The organism is Dokdonella ginsengisoli, from assembly GCF_042652785.1.
Classification (GTDB): Bacteria; Pseudomonadota; Gammaproteobacteria; order Xanthomonadales; family Rhodanobacteraceae; genus Dokdonella_A; species Dokdonella_A ginsengisoli.
In genome coordinates this window covers 999444-1021640 of sequence record NZ_JBHSHD010000010.1, presented here as the reverse complement: position 1 = coordinate 1021640, position 22197 = coordinate 999444, and the positions used below count along the sequence as shown (strand labels likewise).

General features: G+C 63.9%; 16 protein-coding genes. 6 read left to right on the top strand and 10 right to left on the bottom strand.

The genetic code is table 11. The features are described 5' to 3' along the window. Together ACFO6Q_RS16565 and ACFO6Q_RS16560 are read left to right on the top strand one after the other, a co-directional pair. The coding region (locus ACFO6Q_RS16565; RefSeq protein WP_380022202.1) for a choice-of-anchor Q domain-containing protein at window positions 1-2163 on the top strand (2163 nt) is incomplete at its 5' end. 540 nt (window positions 2164-2703) lie between these two features. Further along, window positions 2704-2931, top strand: a complete 228-nt coding sequence (locus ACFO6Q_RS16560; RefSeq protein ID WP_380022201.1) for a hypothetical protein — start codon at window positions 2704-2706, stop codon at window positions 2929-2931. Window positions 2932-2972: 41 nt separating this feature from the next. Here ACFO6Q_RS16560 and ACFO6Q_RS16555 read toward each other — a convergent pair whose 3' ends face one another. From ACFO6Q_RS16555 to nhaA, 3 genes are all read right to left on the bottom strand, one after another. Continuing rightward, window positions 2973-11528 carry a glycoside hydrolase family 94 protein gene (locus tag ACFO6Q_RS16555; RefSeq protein WP_380022200.1) on the bottom strand — a complete coding sequence of 2852 codons (8556 nt, stop codon included), beginning with the start codon at window positions 11526-11528 and terminating at the stop codon, window positions 2973-2975. Window positions 11529-11867: 339 nt separating this feature from the next. Then, window positions 11868-12236 carry a hypothetical protein gene (locus tag ACFO6Q_RS16550; RefSeq protein ID WP_380022199.1) on the bottom strand — a complete coding sequence of 123 codons (369 nt, stop codon included), beginning with the start codon at window positions 12234-12236 and terminating at the stop codon, window positions 11868-11870. A gap of 436 nt (window positions 12237-12672) precedes the next feature. Beyond that, window positions 12673-14022, bottom strand: a complete 1350-nt coding sequence (gene nhaA / locus ACFO6Q_RS16545; protein WP_380022198.1) for a Na+/H+ antiporter NhaA — start codon at window positions 14020-14022, stop codon at window positions 12673-12675. A gap of 502 nt (window positions 14023-14524) precedes the next feature. Here nhaA and ACFO6Q_RS16540 point away from each other — a divergent pair. After that, complete coding sequence (locus tag ACFO6Q_RS16540) at window positions 14525-14950, top strand: hypothetical protein (protein ID WP_380022197.1); 426 nt, start codon at window positions 14525-14527, stop codon at window positions 14948-14950. Then, the gene (locus tag ACFO6Q_RS16535; RefSeq protein WP_380022196.1) at window positions 14935-15969 is read left to right on the top strand and encodes a fatty acid desaturase; all 1035 of its coding nucleotides are present in this window, start codon (window positions 14935-14937) and stop codon (window positions 15967-15969) included. The genes ACFO6Q_RS16540 and ACFO6Q_RS16535 overlap by 16 nt, the downstream gene beginning before the upstream one ends. A gap of 112 nt (window positions 15970-16081) precedes the next feature. Here the strand turns inward: ACFO6Q_RS16535 and ACFO6Q_RS16530 are convergent, their stop codons facing one another. Beyond that, on the bottom strand, window positions 16082-16360 hold the full coding sequence (locus tag ACFO6Q_RS16530; RefSeq protein ID WP_380022195.1) for a hypothetical protein: 279 nt from the start codon (window positions 16358-16360) through the stop codon (window positions 16082-16084). A gap of 508 nt (window positions 16361-16868) precedes the next feature. On the opposite strand from ACFO6Q_RS16530, the gene ACFO6Q_RS16525 reads away from it, so the two are divergent. Together ACFO6Q_RS16525 and ACFO6Q_RS16520 are read left to right on the top strand one after the other, a co-directional pair. Continuing rightward, complete coding sequence (locus ACFO6Q_RS16525; RefSeq protein ID WP_380022194.1) at window positions 16869-17633, top strand: Crp/Fnr family transcriptional regulator; 765 nt, start codon at window positions 16869-16871, stop codon at window positions 17631-17633. A gap of 206 nt (window positions 17634-17839) precedes the next feature. Beyond that, on the top strand, window positions 17840-18607 hold the full coding sequence (locus ACFO6Q_RS16520; protein WP_380022193.1) for a Crp/Fnr family transcriptional regulator: 768 nt from the start codon (window positions 17840-17842) through the stop codon (window positions 18605-18607). A gap of 433 nt (window positions 18608-19040) precedes the next feature. On the opposite strand, the gene ACFO6Q_RS16515 is transcribed toward ACFO6Q_RS16520, so the two are convergent. From ACFO6Q_RS16515 to ACFO6Q_RS16490, 6 genes are all read right to left on the bottom strand, one after another. Continuing rightward, window positions 19041-19406 carry a hypothetical protein gene (locus ACFO6Q_RS16515; RefSeq protein ID WP_380022192.1) on the bottom strand — a complete coding sequence of 122 codons (366 nt, stop codon included), beginning with the start codon at window positions 19404-19406 and terminating at the stop codon, window positions 19041-19043. A 224-nt stretch (window positions 19407-19630) separates the two neighbouring features. Then, the gene (locus ACFO6Q_RS16510; RefSeq protein ID WP_380022191.1) at window positions 19631-20083 is read right to left on the bottom strand and encodes a hemerythrin domain-containing protein; all 453 of its coding nucleotides are present in this window, start codon (window positions 20081-20083) and stop codon (window positions 19631-19633) included. A gap of 104 nt (window positions 20084-20187) precedes the next feature. Beyond that, complete coding sequence (locus ACFO6Q_RS16505) at window positions 20188-20502, bottom strand: hypothetical protein (protein WP_380022190.1); 315 nt, start codon at window positions 20500-20502, stop codon at window positions 20188-20190. Between the two features lie 36 nt (window positions 20503-20538). Beyond that, window positions 20539-20772: a hypothetical protein gene (locus ACFO6Q_RS16500; protein ID WP_380022189.1), complete on the bottom strand. Its 234-nt coding sequence runs from the start codon at window positions 20770-20772 to the stop codon at window positions 20539-20541. A 69-nt stretch (window positions 20773-20841) separates the two neighbouring features. Further along, window positions 20842-21039, bottom strand: coding sequence for a CsbD family protein (locus ACFO6Q_RS16495; RefSeq protein ID WP_380022188.1), 198 nt, complete (start codon window positions 21037-21039; stop codon window positions 20842-20844). A gap of 37 nt (window positions 21040-21076) precedes the next feature. Continuing rightward, the gene (locus ACFO6Q_RS16490) at window positions 21077-21421 is read right to left on the bottom strand and encodes a BON domain-containing protein (RefSeq protein WP_380022187.1); all 345 of its coding nucleotides are present in this window, start codon (window positions 21419-21421) and stop codon (window positions 21077-21079) included. Between the last annotated feature and the right edge of the window lie 776 nt (window positions 21422-22197).

Sequence of the window (22197 nt, the reverse complement as noted above, 5' to 3'; positions counted from 1 at the left end):
ACGCCCCGCGACGAGGACAAATACACCGTCTACAACGGTACCGGCGGTGCGGTGCGCTCCGACGGTAGCGTGACCCTTTCGAACAGCTCGCTGACCAACTCCTCGGTCTGCTATCCCGTCGGGAACAACCAGTACAACGAGGGATATGGCGGCGGCGTGTTCGCGGAAGGTGATGTCTCGGTGATCCGGTCGACCGTGTCCGGCAATGCCGCATGCGGCACCCTCCTGCCTTCCGTCCTCGGTATCGTGAGCTATCGCGGCGGCGCAGGCGGCGGCATTTTCGCCGGCGGCAATCTCTACGTCTCGTACAGCACGATCAGCGGCAACACGGCGTACGCGAAGGGCGGCGGCGGCGTGTACGGCGAGGGCAACGTCACCATTGCCCACAGCGCGATCACGGACAACCACGCCACACAGAAAGGCGGCGGCGTGGCCATCCGTCAAAACGAGAACCTGCCGATCGGTGCTGCCCTGGTCAGCCTGAGCGTCAGGGCCAGCACGATCAGCGGCAACACCGCGATGGACGGTGGCGGCGTTGCGTCCATGTACGGAAGTCCGGTGGACGTGTCCGACAGCACGATCGCCTTCAACACCGCGTCCAGGGAGCCGTTCGACGGGTGGCGCGCGGGTGGCGGCGGCGTGTGCGTGAACGGCTACTCGCTGCGACTCGCCAACAGCATCGTCGCCAACAACACCGCCAGCAACAACGGCCACGACATTACCCTGTTCAACATCGCGGGCCCGACGCCACCGATCGCCGGCGACCACAACATCGTCATGAGCTCCTCGCCAGCGGCGCCGCCGGACACGATCGCCACCGATCCGGGCCTGCTGCCGATGGCCGACCACGGTGGCCCGACGTGGACGCACGCCCTCGCGCCCGGCAGCGTGGCCATCGATGCGGGCCGGCCGTCTGCTGGCCTCTTTTTCGACCAGCGCGGCTCCACGTTCCCGCGCACGATCGGCGCTGCGGCCGACATCGGTGCGTTCGAGTCCGGGACGCCACCGCCACCGGCGAGCGACTGCTCGGAAGGCGCCGTGCGCGCGGCCATCGCCAATGTCCCGGATGGCGGCGTCGTGGACCTGTCGGCATTGTCTCACTGCACGATCACGCTGGCCGGTGGCGCGTTCACGTCCAACGCGAACAGCATCGCGATCATCGGCCCGGGCGATCGCACGCTGACGTTCGATGGCGATCGGCAGGACCGCGTCATCCTGCACAACGGCGGCGGCATCCTGAGGCTTGACCATCTGGACATCACCCGCGGCTACATCGACGGCGGAAAATATGCCGGCGGCGCGGTGTTCTCCAGCGGCAGTATCGTGCTCGCCAGCAGCAGGGTGACCCAGAGCATGATCGGCGGTCCCGTCGGCAACACGCAGGCCTTCGGCGGTGGCGGACTCTATGCGCTGCGTGGCGTCACGCTGGACGAGTCCGTGGTTTCGGGCAACGAAAGCCGCGGTCGCGCCGCCGGCATTTGCGCCTTGGCCGGCGACGTCACGATCAGGAACAGTACGGTCTCGGACAACCGCAGCGACCTCGAAGGCGGCGGCGTGTTCGCTCCGGGTTGTTTCGGCGTGTGCACGGTCGGCGAGTTCACGACCACGATCGAGAATTCGACGATCAGCGGCAATACCACCGGCAGCAACGGCGGCGGCGTGCACGTCACCTACGGCAACGTGGTCGTGCGCAACAGCACGATCGCATTCAATGACGCACAGGATGCGGCGGCCGGTGGCGGTGGCATCTTCGTCCGGAACGTGGTGAACGGCGTCCAGTTCGCACCGGCGATCACGATCACGAGTTCGATCGTCGCCGGCAATACAAGCGCCAGCCTTTTTGCGGACATCGGCAGTCTCATGAGCCTCGTCGTCCAGGGCGACCACGACATCATCCTGTCCATGAACGGTGGGCCGCCCGGCGGCACCCTGGTGCTGGACCCCGGCCTGCTGCCGCTGGGCGATTATGGCGGCCCGACGCCGACCCATGCGCTCGCCACGGACAGTCCTGCGATCGATCGCGGCAGCAATCCCGGACGTTTGGCCAGCGACCAGCGCGGCGCTGGTCACTCGCGCGTGTTCGGCGCCGACACCGACATCGGCGCGTTCGAACTCTCGCAACCGGTCATCGTCGATCGCATCTTCACGAACGGCTTCGACTGATCGCGGTTTTCGACACGCCTGTATCGGTCCAGCCCGGTATACCGGATGGGCGGTTAGCCATTCCCGCGGTCACTCCGGTGTCGCGTTCGGCTTGGTGGGCGGGTATGAAGTCCGGCCACTACACGCGACGGCGCGAGTTCTAGGCCCATAGCGCGCGAGATCGGGCTTCCGGCGAGCTGGCACATGAGCCACCCCAAACAATCTGAAGGCCGACCAAAGGTCGACTTTGCAGCGCCAATGATCTGCCTGAGGCTATGTGTGAGCGAGGGAACGACGAGGTAGCTGGTATGCTGTCAACCGATTGATGATGGTGTCGGAAAACGTCGCTATCCCAACAAGGAGTTCCATCTCCCGCGCCAGCAAAAGCTCTGCGCCCCTTGCGCTAAAAGTGGCGGTAGAAGAGCTGCATCAATCGAAGAAAGATCCTTTAACCACACGGGTTTGCGTGACCTGTGGATGATCGGGTGAAGGGGGCGTAGTGGCTACAGTGGCGGAGAGGCGACCCTGCGTGTGGTGCCGGGGCTGTCCGCCGATGGCGGCGTGTTCGATCAACGCGAGGATGCCCACATGCTTCTTTCATTCGAGGAATATCGGCAGAAGAGTCGTGCTTTAGAGACCTTGCTGGCCCGCGCACGGAGCGACCACGATGGGCAGATGCCCACGCCGGAGTGGCAGGCGATCGAGATGCTTTACGTATTGCTGCAGGATCTCGAAAGCGCGCTGGAGCAGGCACATGAACCGTTCAGCCACTCGAGCGCTGTTTCCTGAAGGAGTGAAGCCGGCGGGATCGTGCCAACGCGGGGCTGCCTCTATCCCGCAATCCGCACCAGCACTTCGTGGACTGCGCGTTCCGGCGCGAGCGCAAGGCTCATGTCTTCCTGCGGAATGCCGTTCACTTCGAGCGCCGTGGAGCCCTCTCCGGCGCGTACCACACGGATCCGATACGTCCCCTCGCCGAATCGATAGTCGATTTCCAGCGTGTTCCATTTCGCCGGCAGGTTCGGCCGCACGAACAGCCGACCGCCACTTCTGGAAAGTCCCAACATGGACTCCGCGATCAGACGGTACATCCATCCCGCCGAACCGGTGTACCAGGTCCAGCCGCCGCGCCCGACATGCGGTGGAACGGCGAGCACGTCGGCGGCGAGCACGTAGGGCTCCACCTTGTAGATGTCGACGTCGCCGGGATTGTGCGCGTGCCGCACCGGATTGATCATGTCGAAGAGCTGCCATGCCCGTTCGACGCGGCCGGCGGCGAAGAACGCCATGACCGTCCAGACGGCGGCATGCGTGTACTGCCCGCCGTTCTCGCGGACGCCCGGCACGTAGCCGCGGATGTAGCCGGGATCGGGTTCGGCGGTGTCGAACGGCGGTTCCAGCAGTCTGATCAGCTTGCCGTCCGCATCCACCAGGTGACGATCCACCGCATCCAGGGCGCGCTCGACCCGATGCTCGGGTGCGGCACCGGACAGCTTCGCCCAGCTCTGGCAGATCGCGTCGATGCGGCATTCGCGGTTGCTCGCCGAGCCCAGAGGCGTGCCGTCGTCGAAATAGGCGCGAAGGTACCAGTCGCCGTCCCAGGCCGTTTCCTCGAGTGACCGTTTCAGGTTTTCCGCATGCTCCCGACAACGCTGCGAAAACGTATCGTCGCCGCGGCGCTGAGCGATCGGCTCGAACTTCGTCAGCACGTGATGGAGGAAGAAGCCGAGCCAGACGCTCTCTCCGCGACCTTCGCGGCCGACGTTGTTCATCCCGTCGTTCCAGTCGCCGCTGCCGATCAGCGGCAGTCCGTGCGAGCCGGTGCGAAGGCCCCGCTCGATCGCTCGCCGGCAATGCTCGTACAGGTCCGCCTTCTGGGGCGAGCGTAGCGGCATGTCGTAGTAAGACTCCTCGCGGGGATTGAGCAGGCGGCCTTCGAGAAATCCGATCGGCTCGGCCAGGACGGTGTCGTCCGCGGTCGCTTCGACATAGCGCGCCGTCGCCAGCGGAAGCCAGAGAAAGTCGTCTGAACATTGCGTGCGGACGCCTCGCCCGGCCGGCGGATGCCACCAATGCTGAACGTCGCCCTCGATGAATTGCCGTGAAGCACACAAAAGGATCTGCTCGCGCAGCAGCGACGCGTCGGCGTGCACGAGCGCCATGGCGTCCTGCAATTGATCGCGGAAGCCGAATGCGCCGCCGGACTGGTAGAAGCCGCTGCGCGCCCACAGCCTGCAGCTGACGACCTGGTACAGCAGCCATCCGTTGCTCAACACGTCGAGCGTCGGATCCGGCGAACGCACGGTGATGGCGCCGAGCAGCCGGCGCCATTGCGCTTGCACGGCCTCGAAAGAAGCCCGCGCGGAGCCGTTGCGCCGAAACCGCTCCACGAGGGACGTCGCCTCCACGCGATTCTGGCCGACGCCCAGGCGGAAGATGAGGTCACGCGACTCGCCTGCGGCGAGTTCAATCGGAATCTGTATGGCGCCGCAGGGATCCATGGCCGCGCCGAGGCGTCCGCTCAGTGATTGCCGCGACATCGCAGCCGGCCTTCCCAGCGACGAATTGCGCCCGATGAATTCGGTGCGGTCGCCGCTCAGGGTGCGTTGTGCGTTGTCGACGTCGAAGAATGCAACGTGGCTCGGGAACTCGATGCTGTAAGCGTTGCGCGCCATCAGCGCGCCGGTTGCGTCGAGTTCCGTGACGACGTGCGTGGCGGTCTTTTCGCGCAGATCGCCGAGCACCCATTCGACGTACCCGGTGACCGACAGTTTCCGCGGGCGGTGCGAGTCGTTCTTCAGCCTCAGCATGAAGAACTTCACCGGCGCGTCGGGATCGACGTGCACGCGCAGATGGCTGGTGATGCCTCCTTCGACGTGCTCGAACACGCTGTAGCCGAAGCCGTGGCGCACGACGTAGCGCCCGTACCCGGGGCAAGGGCTGGGCGTCGGCGACCAGTACGCGCCGCTTTCCTCGTCGCGGAGGTAGAACGCCTCGCCGCAGGGGTCGGTGACCGGATCGTTGCTCCAGGGCGTGATCCGGTACTCGTGCGCGTTGTCGCGCCACGTGTATCCGGAGCCGCTCTCCGACACGACGCATCCGAAATGCGGGTTGGCGATCACGTTGACCCACGGCAGCGGGGTCTTGTGCGTTTCGTCGACGGCGATGATGTATTCCGTGCCGTCGGCGCCGAAACCGCCGAGATCGTTGACCAGCGTGCGCGGCGGGAGCGGGAAGGATTGCCGGCTGTCCGGTTCGGGTGCGCGCGTGGCGACCAGGTCGGGCACGACGATGTCGCTGCGCAGGGTCCTGTCCGGATTGAGCTGCTCCAGGAGCGAGCCGGCCTGGTCCGACAGGACGACGCGCGCGATCGATAGCATCAGCACGCGGTCCTCGTGGTTGATCTGCTCGATCGAGCGCACGAAGACTCCGCCCGGACGGTCGAGCAGTCCTGCATCGGCACTGGTGCCGATGATCGCCATGATCTCGTCGTGAAGCGCCTGTCGGTAGCCTCCGCGCTCTTCGTTCCAGATGACCAGGTCGAAGCCCAGTCCCTTCATGCGGCAGTAGACGTGCGCATTCACCAGCCTGCGCACGAGGTCGAGCTTGTCCGGCCCCGACAATTGCACCAGGACGATCGGCAGGTCCCCCGAGATGCCGTGGGCCCACAGGCCCGGCTGCGCGAGCCGGTTGCTGGCGATCGTCGATGCCCGGCTCCGGAGGGAGGGATCGGCGTACAGGATCGCTGCGGCGAGCCGCGCGTAGATCTGCGCATCCACTTCGCTGATGTTGATCTGTCCGAGCGTTATCCGGTTGTGCGTCCAGGCGATCTCGATCGCGCGGTCGGCGAGGTGCCGGTCGCGGTATTTCTCGATGAGCGCGACGCAGTGCTCCCTGCTCGAGGCGACGCCGAGGACGAGGTCGAACACGACCGGTTGATCCGGAAGGAGCAGTACGCGCTGCCGGATCGACACGATGGGATCGAGTACGGAACCGCATGTGCCCGAGAGTTCCCCGGTCGAGTGGGCCGCCGCGGCGTTCCCGGCACCGTTGTTGCGTCCGAGGAAGCGCAGGCGATCGGTCTCGAACGACGTCCGCTGCGATTGCGCGCCGTGCAGCGCCAGCAGGTGCATCATCCAGCGCTGCGGGTCCTCGCCGGTTCGCGTCCGCCTCGTCGCCAGGATCGAATCGCGGTCGGGCAGCACCTGGGTCTGCACGAACAGGTTGCCGAAGGCCGGATGCAGCGAATCGGCGACGCCCGACGACAGCACCACTTCCGCGTAGCTCGTGACCTCGACGGTGCGCGGCACACGGGACCGGTTGGTGAGGCGGATGCGGCGCAGCTCGATGTCGTCCTCGGGCGACACCACGATCTGGGTGTGCGCCTCGATGTCGTCGAGGCGCCGGCGGAACTCCACCGACGATTCGGTGAAGACCGCCTCGGAGGCGTCGACGGCCGTCGGCACGGGCACCGGCGTGTTCGACCAGACCTTGCCGGTTTCCATGTCGCGCAGATAGCAGAACACTCCCCATGGGTCGCGTGTGGCGTCCTCTCGCCAGCGCGTGACGGCGAGATCGTGCCAACGGCTGTAGCCGCCGCCGCTGTTGGTGACCATCACCTGGTAGTGGCCGTTGGTCAGCAGCTGTACCGCCGGCCGGCGCGTATCGGCCTGCGCGAAGACACGTACCGCGGTTTGCGGCGCGTCCTCCGCCGAACGCACGTCGACCATGGCCGGATTGCTGCTCCAGTTGATCACGGAGCGCGGCGTGCGTTCCTGGAGCAGGAGCATGGTCGCCTTGAGCTGAGGGTCGGCCGCGAAGCGCTTCTGCATCGGCCGGTCGAGCACGGCGTGCGCGACGGCGAGCAGGGTCATGCCGTGGTGATGCGCCATGAACGAGCGCACGACGGCGCAGGTCTCGCCGGGCGGTACCCGCTCGCTCGTGTAGTCGATCGCCTCGTAGTAGCCGAACGGAGTCAGCCAGCCGTTGTCCGCCAGCGTGCGCAGATTGCGCTCGGCATCGCCGGGCAGCACGGTCAGTGCCAGGGCACTGGCATAGGGAGCAATCACCAGGTCCTGCGCCAGGCCCCGCTGCAGCCCAAGGCCGGGCACGCCGAAGGCGCGATACTGGTAGTTCTGGGCGGCGTCGGTCATGTTGTAGCCCGACTCGGAGATGCCCCAGGGGACGTGCTTGCTGCGCGCATACGCCATCTGGCCCGCGACGGCGGAGCGGAAGGTCTCGTCGAGCAGGGTTCCCGGAAACGACGGCATGACGAGCTGGGGCATCAGGTACTCGAACATCGAGCCGCTCCACGACAGCAGGACTTGCCGTCCCGCCGTACGGGTGAGCAGGCGGCCGAGCGAGAACCACGTGTCCTGGGCCACCTCGCCCTGGGCGATCGCGACGAAGACGCCGAGCCGGGCTTCCGAGGCGAGCAGGTCGTAGAAGCCCGCGTCGCGTCGCCGCTCGGTCACGTTGTAGCCGATCGTGAACAGCGAGCGGTCCTCGTCGTAGAGGAAGTCGAAGTCGACGCGGGCGAGTTCGGTGCAGCGGGCGGCGAGGGCTTCGAGCGCGTCGCAGGCGCCCGACGCCGGCGGGCGGCCGGTGCCGCTGCCCTCGTGGTCCCGGCAGGAGCCGAGATCGCGAAGGGTTGAGCCGAGGCTGCGCGCCAGGTTCGCGGCATCCGCTTCGGCCGACCCGAAGAAGAGCTCGATGTCGGCGAGTGTCGCGCGAATCCGGCGGTGCATTTCGAGGGCCGCGTCGAAGGTTCCGTCCGCGGCCGGCTCCCGCAGGCCGTCCAGCTTCTCGTCCAGCGCGGTCAGCGTCGCATGCAGCTCGCCGGCAGTCCTGGGCGCCAGCGTCTCCTGCTCGTCGAGCAGGCGGGCGAGCGACGTCCAGCGCTCGTGTGCGGGATGCGGGTCGCTTTCGACCGCGACGCAGAGCGAGTCGCGCAGGCCCGCGAAGACGGACGACGTCACGGCGGGCGCGTGTCTTCGCTCCAGCAAGCCTTGCCGCAGCGTGAGCAGATGGGCGACCAGGTTGCCGCTGTCGACGGTCGAGACGTAGAGCGGCGCCAAGGGTTGCAAGCTCGTCGTGCTGTACCAGTTGTAGAAATGACCGTGGTGGCGCGGCAGCCGCTCCAGCGTTTCAAAGGTCCGCGACAGGCGTTCGATCAGCTCGCTCAGTGACAGGTAGCCGAGGTCGTGCGCCGTGAGTGTCGACAACAGGTAGAGCCCGATGTTGGTCGGCGACGTGCGATGAGCGGTCTTGGGGATCGGATGTTCCTGGTAGTTGTCCGGCGGGAGCCAGTGGTCTTCGGCGCCGACGAAATGCTCGAAGAAATTCCACGTCCGACGTGCGACGCCGCGCAGAAAGAGGGTCTGGGTGGGGGAGAGCGTCTGCGTGCGCGGACTTGGCGCGGCGCTGAGGAGCCAGACGAGAATCGGCGAGGCGGCCCACGCGACCAGCCACGGAAGCGCCAGCAGGAAGCTGTCGCGGTGCAGGAGGCACAGGCCGATGGCGATCGACGACGCCGGCGCGATCCACATGGTGGCGATCGACGCCCCCAGATGGTTGCGATCGCGCGCCTGAACGCTGCTCGACACGCTCCATTGCAGCAGGCGACGGCGGGATACGTGCACGCGCCAGTAGGTTCGCGTGATCGCGTCGAGGCTCAGCCATGCCTCGAACGGCAGCAGCGCGGCGCTCACGACGATCTGCGCCAGACGATGTGCGGCGTCGCCGAGAAAGCCTCTCAAACGTTCGAGGGAGCCGCTTTCTTCCCTCGGGCCGGCGACCGTCAGTCCGAGATCCACGACCGTCGCCACGACGAGGATCTCGATCACGAGCGCCGTCCAGAAGGCCGGTGACGGAAGCCAGAGCCAGCCGAGCAGCAGCAGCGCAAAGAGTGCGATCGGAACCAGGCTTCGACGCAGGTTGTCGAGAATCTTCCAGCGGGACAGCGTGGAAAGAGGGTTCCTGGCACGCTCGCCGTGGCCCGTGGGCACGTACGGGAACAGCCATTCGGCGATCTGCCAGTCGCCGCGCATCCAGCGATGCCGGCGTTTGGCGTCGGCGAGATAGGTCTGCGGATACACCTCGTAGAGTTCGATCCCGCTCGCAAGGCCAGAGCGGGCGTAGCAGCCCTCCAGCAGGTCGTGGCTCAGGATGCGGTTGTCAGGGAACCTTCCTTCGGTGACTCGCTCGAACGCGTCGACGTCGTAGATGCCCTTGCCTATGAAGGAGCCCTCGCCGAAGAGGTCCTGGTAGGTGTCGGACACCGCGCGCGTATAGGGATCCATTCCGGCATCGCCGCCGAAAAGCTTCGCGTACGACGACATGCCGCCCTGAGGCAGCGCGCTGGCGACACGCGGCTGCAGGATGCCGTAGCCGCCGACGACGAGGTTCAGACTCCTGTCGAAGCGCGGACGATTGAGCAGGTGCTCCATAGTCTCGACGAGTTCGCGAGCCGAGTCGCGCGGCAACTGCGAATCGCTGTCGAGCGTGATCACGTAGCGCGTGCCGCGCAGCAGGTCGGGATTGCCCACAATCTTCGAGAACCGGTCGCCGCCGTTGCCGCGAAGCAGCGCATTGAGATCGGCGAGCTTGCCGCGCTTGCGCTCGCTCCCCATCCACGCCGCCTCGTGCTCGTTCCATTGCCGAGGCCGGTGCAGCAGGAAGAATCGGCCGTTCCCGTAGCGCGCGTTGAGCCTCTCGATGCCTTCGGTGGCGGCTGCCAAGACGTCGCCGTCGGATGGAAGGACGGCCTCGGGAGCGTCGGCGAAATCCGTCAGCAGCGCGAAATGGAGGTTCTCGTCGCGATTGGCGAGATAGCGCACTTCGAGATCGTCGACCAGACGCCGGGCGGCGTTCACGTTCGGCAATAGGGTTGGTATGGCGACGAGTGTCGCCGCTTCGGGCGGAATGCCCTCGCGGAAGTCCAGCTGCGGCAGCGGATGCGGGGCGACGGCGAATGCCGACAGGCGACTGATCAGCGCGACGGCGAGCTGGCTGATTCCGATCGAGGCCAGGAGAAGGGCGGTGGCCTTGAGCCAGATGGCGATCTCGTCCGCGAAGAGATGGTTCAGCACGGGTCCCAGGAGCGTGACGCCCAAAGTGACCAGCGACAGCAGATACAGCGGCAGCGACGTGCTGCCGGGACGCCTCGAAGCCGGAGCCAGGACGCGCCGCTGGAGGCCGCAGCGCTGGCGCAGGTCCGCGTGGCCGTCACCGATCAGGTAGTACCCGACGTGCCGATCCAGCGCCGAAGGATCGTCGCCGACGGACTGGAGGTTCATCTCGACGACCGTGGACGCGAGCGCGACTTCCGCGACACCCGCCTCGCGGGCAGTCCTCTCGACCACGTGCCGGTACATGTCGCGAGTCGGGAAGTTCATCCTCGGATAGACGCCCGCGGGATCCCGGCGGAGGATGCTCTCGACCGTGCTGACGGACTCGACGAACGATTTCCAGTCCAGCGCATCGAGGAGCCGGAGGCTGCCGATGCAGTTGCTCACGGAAACCTGGTCGGCGGCCTGCTCGTGCTGGGCGCGCTGCACGAGCTGGGTGCTGTTCAGACCCGACTCCGCCAAGCGCTGGTCGATCCAGGTGAGAGGCAATGACAGGGCCTCTCCCAGCGGCTGCAGCCGGTGCTCGAGCTCGGACACGAACGAACTCGACAGTGGCGGGCGCTCGCGCGCCATGTCGGCGGCGACCAGGATGAGGCTGGTCGGATCGCGGTGGGAGACCTCGATCAGGGAATTCGCCCAACGGATCGCGATGTTGCGTTCGATGCGGTCGGAGCGGACGCTGTAGGCGACGCGCCTGAGATTTTCGACCAGCGCAAGCCGGAGCACGATCGGTATCGCCCACAGTTCGCCGAGCGTCAGCGACACGGTCTCCTGGTAGGCGGCGACGAAGCGGCGCAGCGACTCCTCGTCGAAGCGGCCGTCACCGTGGGAGATCGCTTTCAGGGCGATGTCGTAGACACGCGGCAGGCCGGCGGACGGGCCGTTGTCGAGCACCGGCAGCTGCCAGCTGTAACGGCGGGGGAGATGACGCCGCGCCGTGCGGATCTGCTCGTCGATGAGATACAGATTGTCGAGCAGCCATTCGCCGGCCGGAGTGACCTTGTGGTTGTCCCTGATTGCGTCGGCGAGCAACCGGCAGCATCCACGAATGACCTCGGCGTTCTGGCCGAGGCGCTGCAGCAGCGGATTGGCCGTACGACGCGAGGCGCGTGCCTCGTGCTCGAGCGAGAGTTCCCGCCCTCGCTCCTCCATCTGTTCGGCGTTCAGCAGTTCGGCGCGCAGGGGCTCTTCGCCCGTCGCGTAGGGCCATGCGGAGGCGGGCTTGCGACGACTCCCCCAGAACGACAGCCATCTCATCGATGCGGTTCCGGAACGGATCGGAATTGGAGGCTAACACTTCCACGGCTGCCTGCGGCCGGGATGGGAAAGATGGGGTCAACTGTCGTTCGGAAAAGCGGCGGGATCGAATCGAAAGCGCCATGAACGGGTGCGTCCACGCGCGCGGCACTCGACGATGGGTTTCTCACGTGGATGGTATCGCCAACGGCGCGCGAGAGAGCACCGAAAGTTCCCTGCCGAAGTCGTGTTCGAAATGCGGGCATTCGAGGAGGAATGCGAGAGGTTTCAGCGCCGGCACATCTCTGTCATGGCGGCGTCGCTACGGCTCGTCGGAGCGCGGGGACGACGTTGGCATCGTCATTCCCATTGAGGCGCTCCCTCGGAGCGATAGTGCCTGCACGGTTTCCAGCGGAGCTTCCGTGTACCCATCTTCCAGATGCGCGCGCCGGCGAGCACTTTGAAGTCGTGCAAGAGGCCTCGATCGGCCGCCTCGTCCAGGACGAGAAGCACTGACACGGTGGAGTGCATGGCGGCTTTCAGGCGGTTTTCATCCGCATAGACGTCGAACCAACTGGCGTTCGGAGGAGAATCGGAAGAGTTGCGAATTTCGGCTTCTTCGCAGTTCGAGTCCCCGAGCAGCAGCATTCGGATGTCGTCGTCGGACGCCGAGGTTTCGAACGTCGCGAAGCAGCGCATGCGGCGCGGGTCTTGGGTTGGCGTATTCATGATGCGATCTCATCGGACTTGCGAGATCAGGCGCAAAGAGGGCAGTGCCATTGGAACGAAAGGTCGGAGCAACCAAAAAGCGAGCTGCGCGTGGATCGACGTGCGCTCGCTGCGTTCGCAATGGGGAGGGGTGGCTGGTTGCGCTCCTGCGCTCGCCAGTACGTGGAAGGCCCTCATGTTGACATAGGGGTGCGTCGCCCAAATTCAAGGGAGAGGTAGTTGGAAATTGTTCCATCTGATTCCGGAGTCAGTGGTCAATGTGCGATTGCCGAAGGATCGCTGTCGTGAACCCGGAAAAGAATCATCGTTGCGTAAGCGATCGTGGGCCGATCATTTCGTCGTTTTGTGATCGCGCAATCCTGCAGGCGATTGCCGTGGCCGAAAACGAGGGATGGCCGACCATCGCCGCGGAATCCGTGCCGCCTTCGTCTCCCCGTCAGCGCATCACCTTACGAGACGTCTCCGAATCCGGCAGTCGCTGACGTTTGGCGCTCAGCCAGGTCAGCACGGCGAGGCCGCAGATGGACGACAGCGCGGACGCGCACAGAATTCCCAGCTTGGCCGAAACCATACTGTCTTCCGCGAGAGCGAGTTCGGCGATCAGCAATGACATCGTGAACCCGATCCCCGTCAGCAAGGCCCCTCCCACGATCAGTGGCCACGAGAGCGTTTCAGGACGAATGGCGAAATGTGCCCTGATCGCGAGATAGCTGAAGGAGACCACTCCGATCGGTTTGCCGACGAACAGGCCGACGACGATCGCGGCAACCAGTCGCCAATCCATCTCTGCGTGCGACAGCGGCAATCCCGCGCTTGCCAGGGCGAACAATGGCAGCACGGCGAAGGCCACCCACGGATGTAGCGAGATCTCGATCCGTTCGAGCGGCGAGAGGGCTTCGCGAGCCGCCGTGCCGGCCCGTCGAAGATCCCGCCGTTCCTCCGTGTCGCCGCTCCAGTGCTCCCCATGGGGATAGGAGACGACCTTGCCGAGAATCGCACGCAGGCGACCGTCGTTTACCCAGCTTCGGGCGGGAGTCATCACTCCCAGCAGCATGCCGGCAAGCGTGGGATGGATTCCTGAGACGTCCAGCGCCAGCCAGACTGCCATGCCGGCCACTGCATAGACGGCGATGTGACGAATGCCGACGCGTCTCATCATCGCGATGCCGAACAGAGCGAATGCCGCCAAGCCGAGCGCAAGCCAGTTGATCCCGCTGCCGTACGCGATCGCGATGACCAGGATCGCTCCGATGTCGTCGAAGATCGCCAGCGAGAGAAGAAACAGGCGCAGGCTTGGGGGAATGCGGGAGCCCAGCAATGCCAGGCAGCCGATCACAAAGGCGGTGTCGGTCGCCATGACGACACCCCATGCATGGCGAGCTGCGCTGTTGCCTTCCAGAAGCGCAAACAGCACTGCAGGAACGGCCATTCCGCCCAGGGCCGCCGCGATCGAGAAAGCGGCAAGTCTTATGTTGCGCAGTTCGCCGAGTACAATCTCCCGTTTCAGCTCCAATGCGATGACGAAGAAGAACAAAGTCATCGCGCCATCGATGATCCACTGCTTGATCGAGCGTGAGAATTCGGCATTTCCCCATCGAAAACCTGTCGCCGTATCCCAGAACGCCATGTAGGGCCCGGACCACTGAGAATTGGAAAAGACCAGCGCAGCCACAGCGCACAGCAGCAGGACGGCGCCCGCCGCCGACTCGATGCGGAGAAATTGCGAGAAAGGATGAGTGAACCGGTCCGATGGTTCCTTCGGAAGCCTGTCCAGATTGCTTTTCATGCGAATGACCTGCGCCCGCTGCTGGAGCAGCTGCGAGCGGCGATATCGGGAGTCGAAGAAGCTATCCCGTGCCCGGGCGGAGATCTTCGTCGCCAGTATGGATTTGCCGAGTCGTGGATCAGCGTCCGCTCGCGGGCAAGGTGGCGAGCGAAGCTCTTCGTGGTGGTTGCGACGAGCCAGGCTGTCGCAGTTGCCGAGTGCGGGTTTGCTGAAGAATACCGTGCACCATCCGCGATTTGGACGACGGGCAGCCGTGCATGGAGACAGGATGAAGCGCCGCTGCACGGTACGCTGCGGTGGAAGGGTTGTCGAGCGACAGTTTCTCTACAGCGTGTTCTTCGAGCGGGTCCGTTCCGGATGGGGCGATCCGCCCTTGCGATGGCTCGTGCCGGGCACGTGGCCGTCGAAGATATCGTCGACGAGGAAGAGCAAGCCGCTCCTGTTTTCATTCGTGTCATCGAGTGGATGGCTAAATAGCGGGTGTTCGGAAGCGAACCCGTGTATGGTGGATCTGCTGCTGATGTTTCGTTCGGCGCTTCTTCGCCGAGATTTCGCGGCTGTTCGTCCCGCCATCTCTCGTACTGCGGTACGCCTGTCGAAGTGCACCGCTGGAGAAGCGATGAAAGCCCCGTCGCAGATGCAAGTTCCGCAATTTCGGTTCCGCCTTCGCCACGACGTGTCGATTGGTCCGATGGCCCTGAAGCGGCTTTGGGCGGCGGCGTGTGGCTCTGAAGACGTCACTGTCCTGCGGGAGGCCACTCGGACCGCGAGTGGTGAATCCGCCTATCGCTATTGCCTGTGCGGGCCGCCGCATCTTTTCGACCTTGCCGGAGTGGAGGCGCGTTTGCTGCAGACCTTGCAGTCGACGTTTCCCGCCGACCATGTCAGGCTTTTCCCTTCCGAAGCCGCGCTGTGGCAGAGCATTTAGCCACTCTCGCCCGCCCCGCCATCGATTGGGTTCGCGTTCTCGAGCCCTATCGCGGAGGGAACAATGCCCGTGCAATCGGGGAACTCGCCGTTACCCTGATCTCGTTTCTCGTCGGATCGGTAGTGATGTACGCGGCGTCGGCATGGGGCGTCCTCTGGCTCTACACCGTCGCGGCAATTCCCACCGCAGGAATGCTCGTTCGCTTGTTCCTTCTGCAGCACGATTGCGGGCATCACAGCTTCTTCCAATCCAGGGCGGCGAACGATGCGCTCGGCCGGTTGCTCAGCGTGCTCACGCTGACGCCGTACGATCATTGGCGTCGGACTCACGCGATTCATCACGCCACGCAAGGAAATCTCGGGAAGCGCGGCATAGGCGACGTCGACACTCTGACTGTCGCGGAATATCTAGCCCGCGGCCGCTGGCAGCGGCTGCGTTACCGGCTTTATCGCCATCCTGCCGTCATGTTCGGTATCGGGCCGATGTACATATTCCTGTTGCAGAACAGAATTCCCGCCGGCTTCCTGGCGGCGGGCTGGCGCCCCTGGGTCAGCACGATGGGAACGAACATCGCCGTGCTGGTCGCGTCGATCGCGGTGATCCAGGTCGTCGGCATCGGCGTTTTCGTCGCCGTGCAGCTTCCCGTGCTGGTGCTTGCGGCGACGATCGGCGTCTGGCTTTTTTTCGTGCAGCACCAGTTCGAGCATACGTACTGGAAAACGGCGTCGGATTGGAACGCCCGGGAAGCGGCACTGGCCGGAAGTTCGCACTACGCGCTTCCCGCCGTCCTTGCATGGATGACGGCGAACATCGGCTTGCACCACTTGCATCATCTGTCGAGCCGCATCCCGTTCTACCGTTTCCCAGATGTCCTGCGGGCGATGCCGGAACTGGCCGCCGTGAATCGCTTCGGCCTCGTCGAAGGATTCCGGTGTGTACGCTTGGCGCTGTGGGACGAGCAAGCGCGACGTCTCGTTTCGTTTCGCGAGGTGCGCGAGAACTCCGTGGGAGTGTCTTAGGAAATCTCCGCGCGAGACGTCGCCAATCCGTTCTGCCTTTCGTGCGAGCGTCGAACATTCCTTTTTGGAAATCCGGTTGGGGGATGGGCGTCGGCGCCTTGTCCCGCACGAATCAGCGGCGCTTCGTGACGGCCGGAAGCTCGCGCCGCGACTGCATCGATCGTGCGTGGGCAATTGCATCCACAAGCCGATCGTAGCGGAAGCTTTCATATCGGTAGCGGCGGCCGTCGTAGCTGATCGAGAAATCCGACATCAGGCGTGCACGAGTACTGAATACGGGAACCGGTCGTCTCGCTTCGGGCTCGCGAGCTACGTATCCACCTTCCGACGTGAATGCGTCCTCTGCTTCCTTGTCGTCCAAACTTCGATCCATCGATACATTCCGGCTCATTGGGGAATCTCCTTTGTTCGTGGAGGTAAACGGGCAGTGGGGCGAATCCGCTGGCGGCACTGCCGGCGTGGAGGAATCGTTCGTCCCGCCCGGTGGCGTCGGCGATTCGCGTGCAACCCGTCGTTCGAAGCCTCGCGCGCGAAGTCGGCTTTCCAGGTTTCCCGCGCGGCAGGAAGGCGATACCGTCGAGATCCGTCGATGCAGTGCCGTCCCGCGCACTTCGATCCAGCTACCTTTCAGGGAAAGCATCGGCATCAGGGGATTGCCGTCACGTGGCGATGGGATCCAAGGAGAAGGCTCCAGTCGAAGGAGTCGATCGATACTTCCGTTCAGTCTGTGCAGGCCGCTGCCACGTGTCTGTTCGTTACCGAACCCAGCTTTCGGGCTGGAAGTGGCCCATCCGACTCTGTACGCTGTCGAACGCAACGCCTCTCTCGCAGCCTCGAGGCAGGATGGCGTGACGGTTGTTCCTCGAATTGCGGCGTCCGTTGAGCGTCCGGTGGTCCTCATGCAGACTGCGCCACCCGATCCTAGGCAAAACCATCTGCTCCGTGCGATGCCCGAGGTGGAATGGGAGCGTTTCGCCCCGCATCTCACCCATGTGCCTTTGGGCCTCGGAGACGTCATCTATGAATCGGGCACCGAGCAGCCCTACGTCTATTTCCCCACCGACTCGATCGTATCGCTGCTGTACGTGATGGAGGATGGCTCGTCCGCCGAAATCGCGATCGTTGGCAACGAGGGGCTCGTCGGTATTTCGTTGTTCATGGGAGGTGGAACGACGCCCAGCCGTGCCATTGTGCAAAGCGGGGGACACGCGTTTCGCATGAAAGCCCGGTTCGTCCGCGACGAATTCGTCCTCGCCGGACACGTTCAACAGCTCTTTTTGCGCTACACACAAGCTTTGCTGACCCAGATGGGACAAACGGCCGTCTGCAATCGGCATCACACCGTGGATCAGCAGCTCTGTCGCTGGCTGCTGATGAGTCTGGATCGGCTGTCATCGAACGAATTGACGATGACCCAGGAGTTGATCGCTAACATGCTGGGCGTGCGCCGCGAAGGAGTCACCGAGGCGGCCGGGAAGCTGCAGCGCGCCGGCGTGATCCAATACAGCCGCGGCCGGATACGCGTGCTCGACCGGCAACGGCTGGAGGGCATGGCGTGCGAATGCTACGAAGTGGTCAGAAAAGAGTTCGCCCGCCTGCTGCCTGGCGGAAGTGATCAAGCTCCTTCCGCTGCATCGGCGATCAAGCCGCGTCAGAGGCGCTGAAGGCGAGAGGGTTACCACCCCGAAACGCAAGATCCGCATCTCGCTCTATGTGCGTTGTCCGACAGACGATCACTTCCTTTCGCGGCAACTTCCATGTGTTTGGCGCACGCCGGGCGGCTTCCGTCCGCTCGGGATCGACTCCGAGTTCAAAGGGCATGTCTGCCCGATGGCTTCCGAATAAGGCCCGGCAAATCAGGAGAGGCTCGATGTTGACGGCGCGGTATAGTGCTGCCTCCAATCGTTTGCTCGGCGGATTGCCGCCCAGGACGCGCGATCGCTTTCTGGCCGAATGTACCCTCGTCGACCTGGTTCTCGGTCGCATCCTCTATGAGCGTGGCGATCTCATCCGTCACGTCTACTTTCCGGTCGACAGTTCCGTCTCCATGCTGGCGGTCATTGATCGAGAACGGACAGCTCTCGAAGTCGGGATGGTCGGCAGCGAGGGCATGTGCGGACACGCACTGGTCTTGGGGAGCGATGTGGCACCGCTTCGCGCGCTGGTTCAAGGCGCTGGAACATCCTGGCGCATGAAGGCGTCCACGTTTCGCCGTCAACTGGAAAACGTGCCCGCGCTACGTCAACTCTTGTGGCGGTATGTGGGCGTTCTTTTCGGTCAGCTCGCGCAAGCGGCTGCCTGCACGCGCTTCCACGTCGTGGAGCAGCGGCTAGCTCGATGGCTGTTGATGACCCAAGATCGCTCGCACGCGGATTCGTTCGAGGTAACTCAGGAGTTCCTTGCGTTCATGCTTGGCATACGCCGAGTCGGCGTCACCATCGCAGCCGGCAGTCTGCAGTCGAAAAGATTGATCCGCTACAGACGTGGAAGGATCGTCATCCTCAATCGTGACCGCCTCGAAGCCGCGGCATGCTCCTGCTATCTAGCCGATTTGCAGATCTATCAGGACGGGCTCGGCACGCGGAGCAAGCTTCAGCGCGTCACGCACGCGCGAGCGGCGAAGGAGCGCACTCCCTGAGCGTCCATGTACGACGACGCACAGACGCCAGACAGGCTATTCGACACACTCGAATCCAAGGCATGTCACCTGTGGCACGCCGACTGGGAGTGTGCCATGTGTCAGGTCAGTGGAGAGCAACACCCCGTATCCGTTCCGCGCGACACCGAGTACATGGCCGAATACATCAACATCGTGCGGACCCACCGCCGCACGACCGTGTGGTCGAATGCGAAGGTGGATTCAACGTGCGGTAGCGGCGGCGTTGCGCCAGGACGGCCGTCGGAACATCTCGTGGGGAAGCGCGGTCTCGCTCCGCATCCTTCGGAGGTGTTGATACGAAGCGAACTCGCTGGTTGTTCAATATGCTTCCGGTCGCGTTCCGATCCCTGAATGCAGCAAATGCCCGGTGGACTCAGGCCCGCTGCAACGAGCGAGTCTTTCGAGCGTTCCCTCAAGGGATAGAGGCGCGGTCCCGATGACAGCACGTATCGTGCTCGCACATGCAGGTCGCGTTCGCATTCACGTATCCTTGCTGCTGATCGCGGCAAACCTCCGAACACCAGATCTCCGGTGCCCTGACCGGGCACGTGCAGCCGGGATGAGCACAGCTGTCCGATTCGGCGGCTGCCGGCTCGTTTTCCGTCGGGATGGCGGGAATGAAGGGGGAAACGGGATCGCTGGTCGGAAAAGTCTCTTTCAGCGCCTCGTCCAGCGCATGGCTTTCGTGAGCTTTCCGGGCGGCGCGCTCGCGTGCGGATTCGGCCGCAGGAACGGAGTGATGCCCGTCAGGGTGAATGTCTTTGCGATCGCGGCTCATGATTTTCCTTCTGCGATGTGGTCTGCCACGTCTCCGAGAAACGGCGGAGCGTCCCAGTCGCCGCCCATCCCAGGAGCAGGCAGGAACGTCCCGGAGAGCCGACCCAGGTGACGAGATTCGCGAATCGATCGAAGATCGACTGACGGCTCAGATGGCTCAATCTCGACCGTCGTCGTGTTCCGGAATTTGGCCTTCGGCGGCGCGCTCCTTGCGGGGCCGGTTGGTCATGCCAGAAGTTCTTGCTTGCGAGCTTCAAGCTGCTCGCCCAGTGAATTCAGGTCCTCCCGTGACAGCAGCTTCTTGGCGCGCGGAAACATCTCCTTTTCCTCTTCGCCGGCATGATGTTCGATCAGCTCCTTGAGGACCTTGGCCCGTCCGCTGAACTGCTCGCTGCCCACGTCCGTCGCCAGCAGATCGGGAAGTACCAGCTCGCCTGCTGCGCGATGTTCCTCCAGCGCTTCGAAGTACATCTTGTCGTCGTCGCCTTTCTCGCCGGCTGCCTTGAAGGCAGGGTAGAAGATTTCCTCTTCGATCGTGGTGTGTGCCTTGAGAAGAGCATCGATCTTGACGACCAGCTCGCTGCGCTTCTTCACGGCGCGAGAAGTGGTGGCTTCAAGGTCGCCCAGTAGCGTGCGTACTTCGGCATGATCGTTCTTGAGCAACGTAATGGCATCCATTGTTTGTGCACCTGTCTGTCGGATCGAGGGTGGTCGGCAGCCGACTCGAAGGGTCGCAGTCGGCAGCATGCTGTTTGCAGCGTGATCGAGCTGCGGTATTCAGATCAATCGCGGATCGCTTCTCGCCGGGAGTGCCGCAGCAATTCGTCTTCGGGCACGACACGGATCGTCGGCAATGCGCCGGATTCCGCTTCCCTCAGCAGGATGGTGAGGGCCTCCCGCACGGTGTCCGCAGCCTCCGCCACGTCTTCCGTGTCCGCGATGACTTGGAGCCAGGTAGGCTGCGCGGCAGCGACGTCGAACGGCAATAGGAGGACTCTGCGCTCGCTCAGTTGTGTCCGCAGGATTGCATCCATCGAACTTGCGGTTGCACTCGTCGCGATCGTCGCGGCGATATCAAAAGCGTCACTATCATCCATGGCCGCCCTCCTCAGGCGATATATGTGTGTCGTCTATCATGGTTCTCCTGCCGTTCCGGCGAAGTTGGCTGCGGGAGGCAGTGCAAGCAGCAGGCCAGGAAAATAGGGCGGCGGAATGTTGCGCGGCCGAAGGTCAACCTGGCGTGAGGCGCGGTGGGCGAGGAAGAAGCGCGGCACGAAGGGAAATAATTTCACCTTGAGAGAATGGCCTCCGCAGGCATCTCCGGTGTCCGGAATGACCGACGCGATCGATGTTTCCGATGGCTTCAAGAACCGGTTGCGAGGCTTTCCATTGTGGATCCAAAGGACGCGGCGCCCCTGGGGCGCCGCCCAATTCATCTACAGCTTTCGGCCAAATTCTTCGACCTGCTTCTTCGCCTCTTCCTTGGCGATGCCGTAGCGTTCCTGGACCTTTCCCGCAAGGTATTCGCGATCACCTTCGGCGACTTTGAGGTCGTTTTCGGTCAGCTTGCCCCATTTCGTTTTAAGCTTGCCGGCAAGTTGCTTCCATTGACCTTTGATCTTGTCTTCGTTCATTGGAAAATCCTCTCGTGTCGTGAGTGAGTCGCGCGCGTCACTGCTTTTCCGTCAGTCCCGTTGCGTCGACTTTTTTTACGCCGTCGACCATTTCGGCGGCGATTACGGCTTTCCTCACGGCGGCATCGGTGACCTGTGTGCCCTTCAGCGTCACCACGCCGTCGACCGTTGTCACGCTGATGTCCATACTCTTGACGCCGTCGGTCGTAGCCAGTTCGGACTTGACCTTGGTCGTGATCCAGGTGTCGGACAGGGGTTGATCCGACTTCGCCTTGGTCCCGTCGTCGGCTCCCTTCGTTTGCGCAATGGAGGTGGACGCGGCGGTAGAAAGGAGGGCGGTTGCCAGAGCGAGCGCTGTCAGTGAACGGATGCGGGTTCTCATATCGATGATCTCTTTTTGGATGAACGGGCCGGCGAGCCGGAGTGTTGCGGCGACGTGGCCGCATCTTTGGAAGTGATCTCTCCGAAAGGGTCGACTTGTGGGAGCCGCGTTCGGCGCCGATCGAGCTCAGGGATCAGGTGACGCTGTGGCAATCGATTCGGTCTGATCTAGATCTCGCCACGACACGACGCGACCGACCTCATACTCCGCCCAGCGGGACAGAAAGAATCCTGGGACATAGGTCCCGATCACGAATGCGTTCCGACCCTCGAGACGGAACTGGATGGCGTCTCCTTCAGGCGGCAACGAGACGGCGCAGGCGCACCACAACGCAGACATGCTCTTTCGTCCTTAGTTGGAAGTGCTGGTGTGCCCAAAGGACCTCAGATCCTATGACGCAAAAGCATGAGATCTTCTCTTCATATGCCCACCATATACGGTGAGTGGCCCCCGCTCTGTGCGTTCGCGTACGTTAGGGATTGCCGCGATAAGCTTCGCGCCGGCCGGATAGATCTGCGGGTGAAGGCGCGCAACTCCCACGTGGTCTATCTCGCGCCAGATGGTCGACATCTTCATCCGTTCCACAGCCGACGTGGCAATGGAGGGCCACGATCGTGCGCGGCTATCCGGTCGCAACGGCTGTACGAGCCTTCCGCACTGCTCGCGTTGGGAGCGCCTTGTCGCAGCACTTGCGTGGCCGTCATCCCTTTCGTCGGGACCTTGGGCGTCGGGGTTTGAGTCAGACGGGGCGGCCGATTTCTTCGTACTGAAGTGCC

Excerpts from the sequence above, each read along its gene's own strand:
- ACFO6Q_RS16525 (WP_380022194.1), top strand. The coding sequence starts at position 16,869 with ATGCAGACTGCGCCACCCGATCCTAGGCAAAACCATCTGCTCCGTGCG.
- ACFO6Q_RS16495 (WP_380022188.1), bottom strand. The coding sequence starts at position 21,039 with ATGAACGAAGACAAGATCAAAGGTCAATGGAAGCAACTTGCCGGCAAG.
- nhaA (WP_380022198.1), bottom strand. The coding sequence starts at position 14,022 with ATGAAAAGCAATCTGGACAGGCTTCCGAAGGAACCATCGGACCGGTTC.
- ACFO6Q_RS16530 (WP_380022195.1), bottom strand. The coding sequence starts at position 16,360 with ATGAGCCGGAATGTATCGATGGATCGAAGTTTGGACGACAAGGAAGCA.
- ACFO6Q_RS16550 (WP_380022199.1), bottom strand. The coding sequence starts at position 12,236 with ATGAATACGCCAACCCAAGACCCGCGCCGCATGCGCTGCTTCGCGACG.
- ACFO6Q_RS16555 (WP_380022200.1), bottom strand. The coding sequence starts at position 11,528 with ATGAGATGGCTGTCGTTCTGGGGGAGTCGTCGCAAGCCCGCCTCCGCA.
- ACFO6Q_RS16490 (WP_380022187.1), bottom strand. The coding sequence starts at position 21,421 with ATGAGAACCCGCATCCGTTCACTGACAGCGCTCGCTCTGGCAACCGCC.
- ACFO6Q_RS16510 (WP_380022191.1), bottom strand. The coding sequence starts at position 20,083 with ATGGATGCCATTACGTTGCTCAAGAACGATCATGCCGAAGTACGCACG.
- ACFO6Q_RS16515 (WP_380022192.1), bottom strand. The coding sequence starts at position 19,406 with ATGAGCCGCGATCGCAAAGACATTCACCCTGACGGGCATCACTCCGTT.
- ACFO6Q_RS16540 (WP_380022197.1), top strand. The coding sequence starts at position 14,525 with ATGGTGGATCTGCTGCTGATGTTTCGTTCGGCGCTTCTTCGCCGAGAT.
- ACFO6Q_RS16505 (WP_380022190.1), bottom strand. The coding sequence starts at position 20,502 with ATGGATGATAGTGACGCTTTTGATATCGCCGCGACGATCGCGACGAGT.
- ACFO6Q_RS16520 (WP_380022193.1), top strand. The coding sequence starts at position 17,840 with ATGTTGACGGCGCGGTATAGTGCTGCCTCCAATCGTTTGCTCGGCGGA.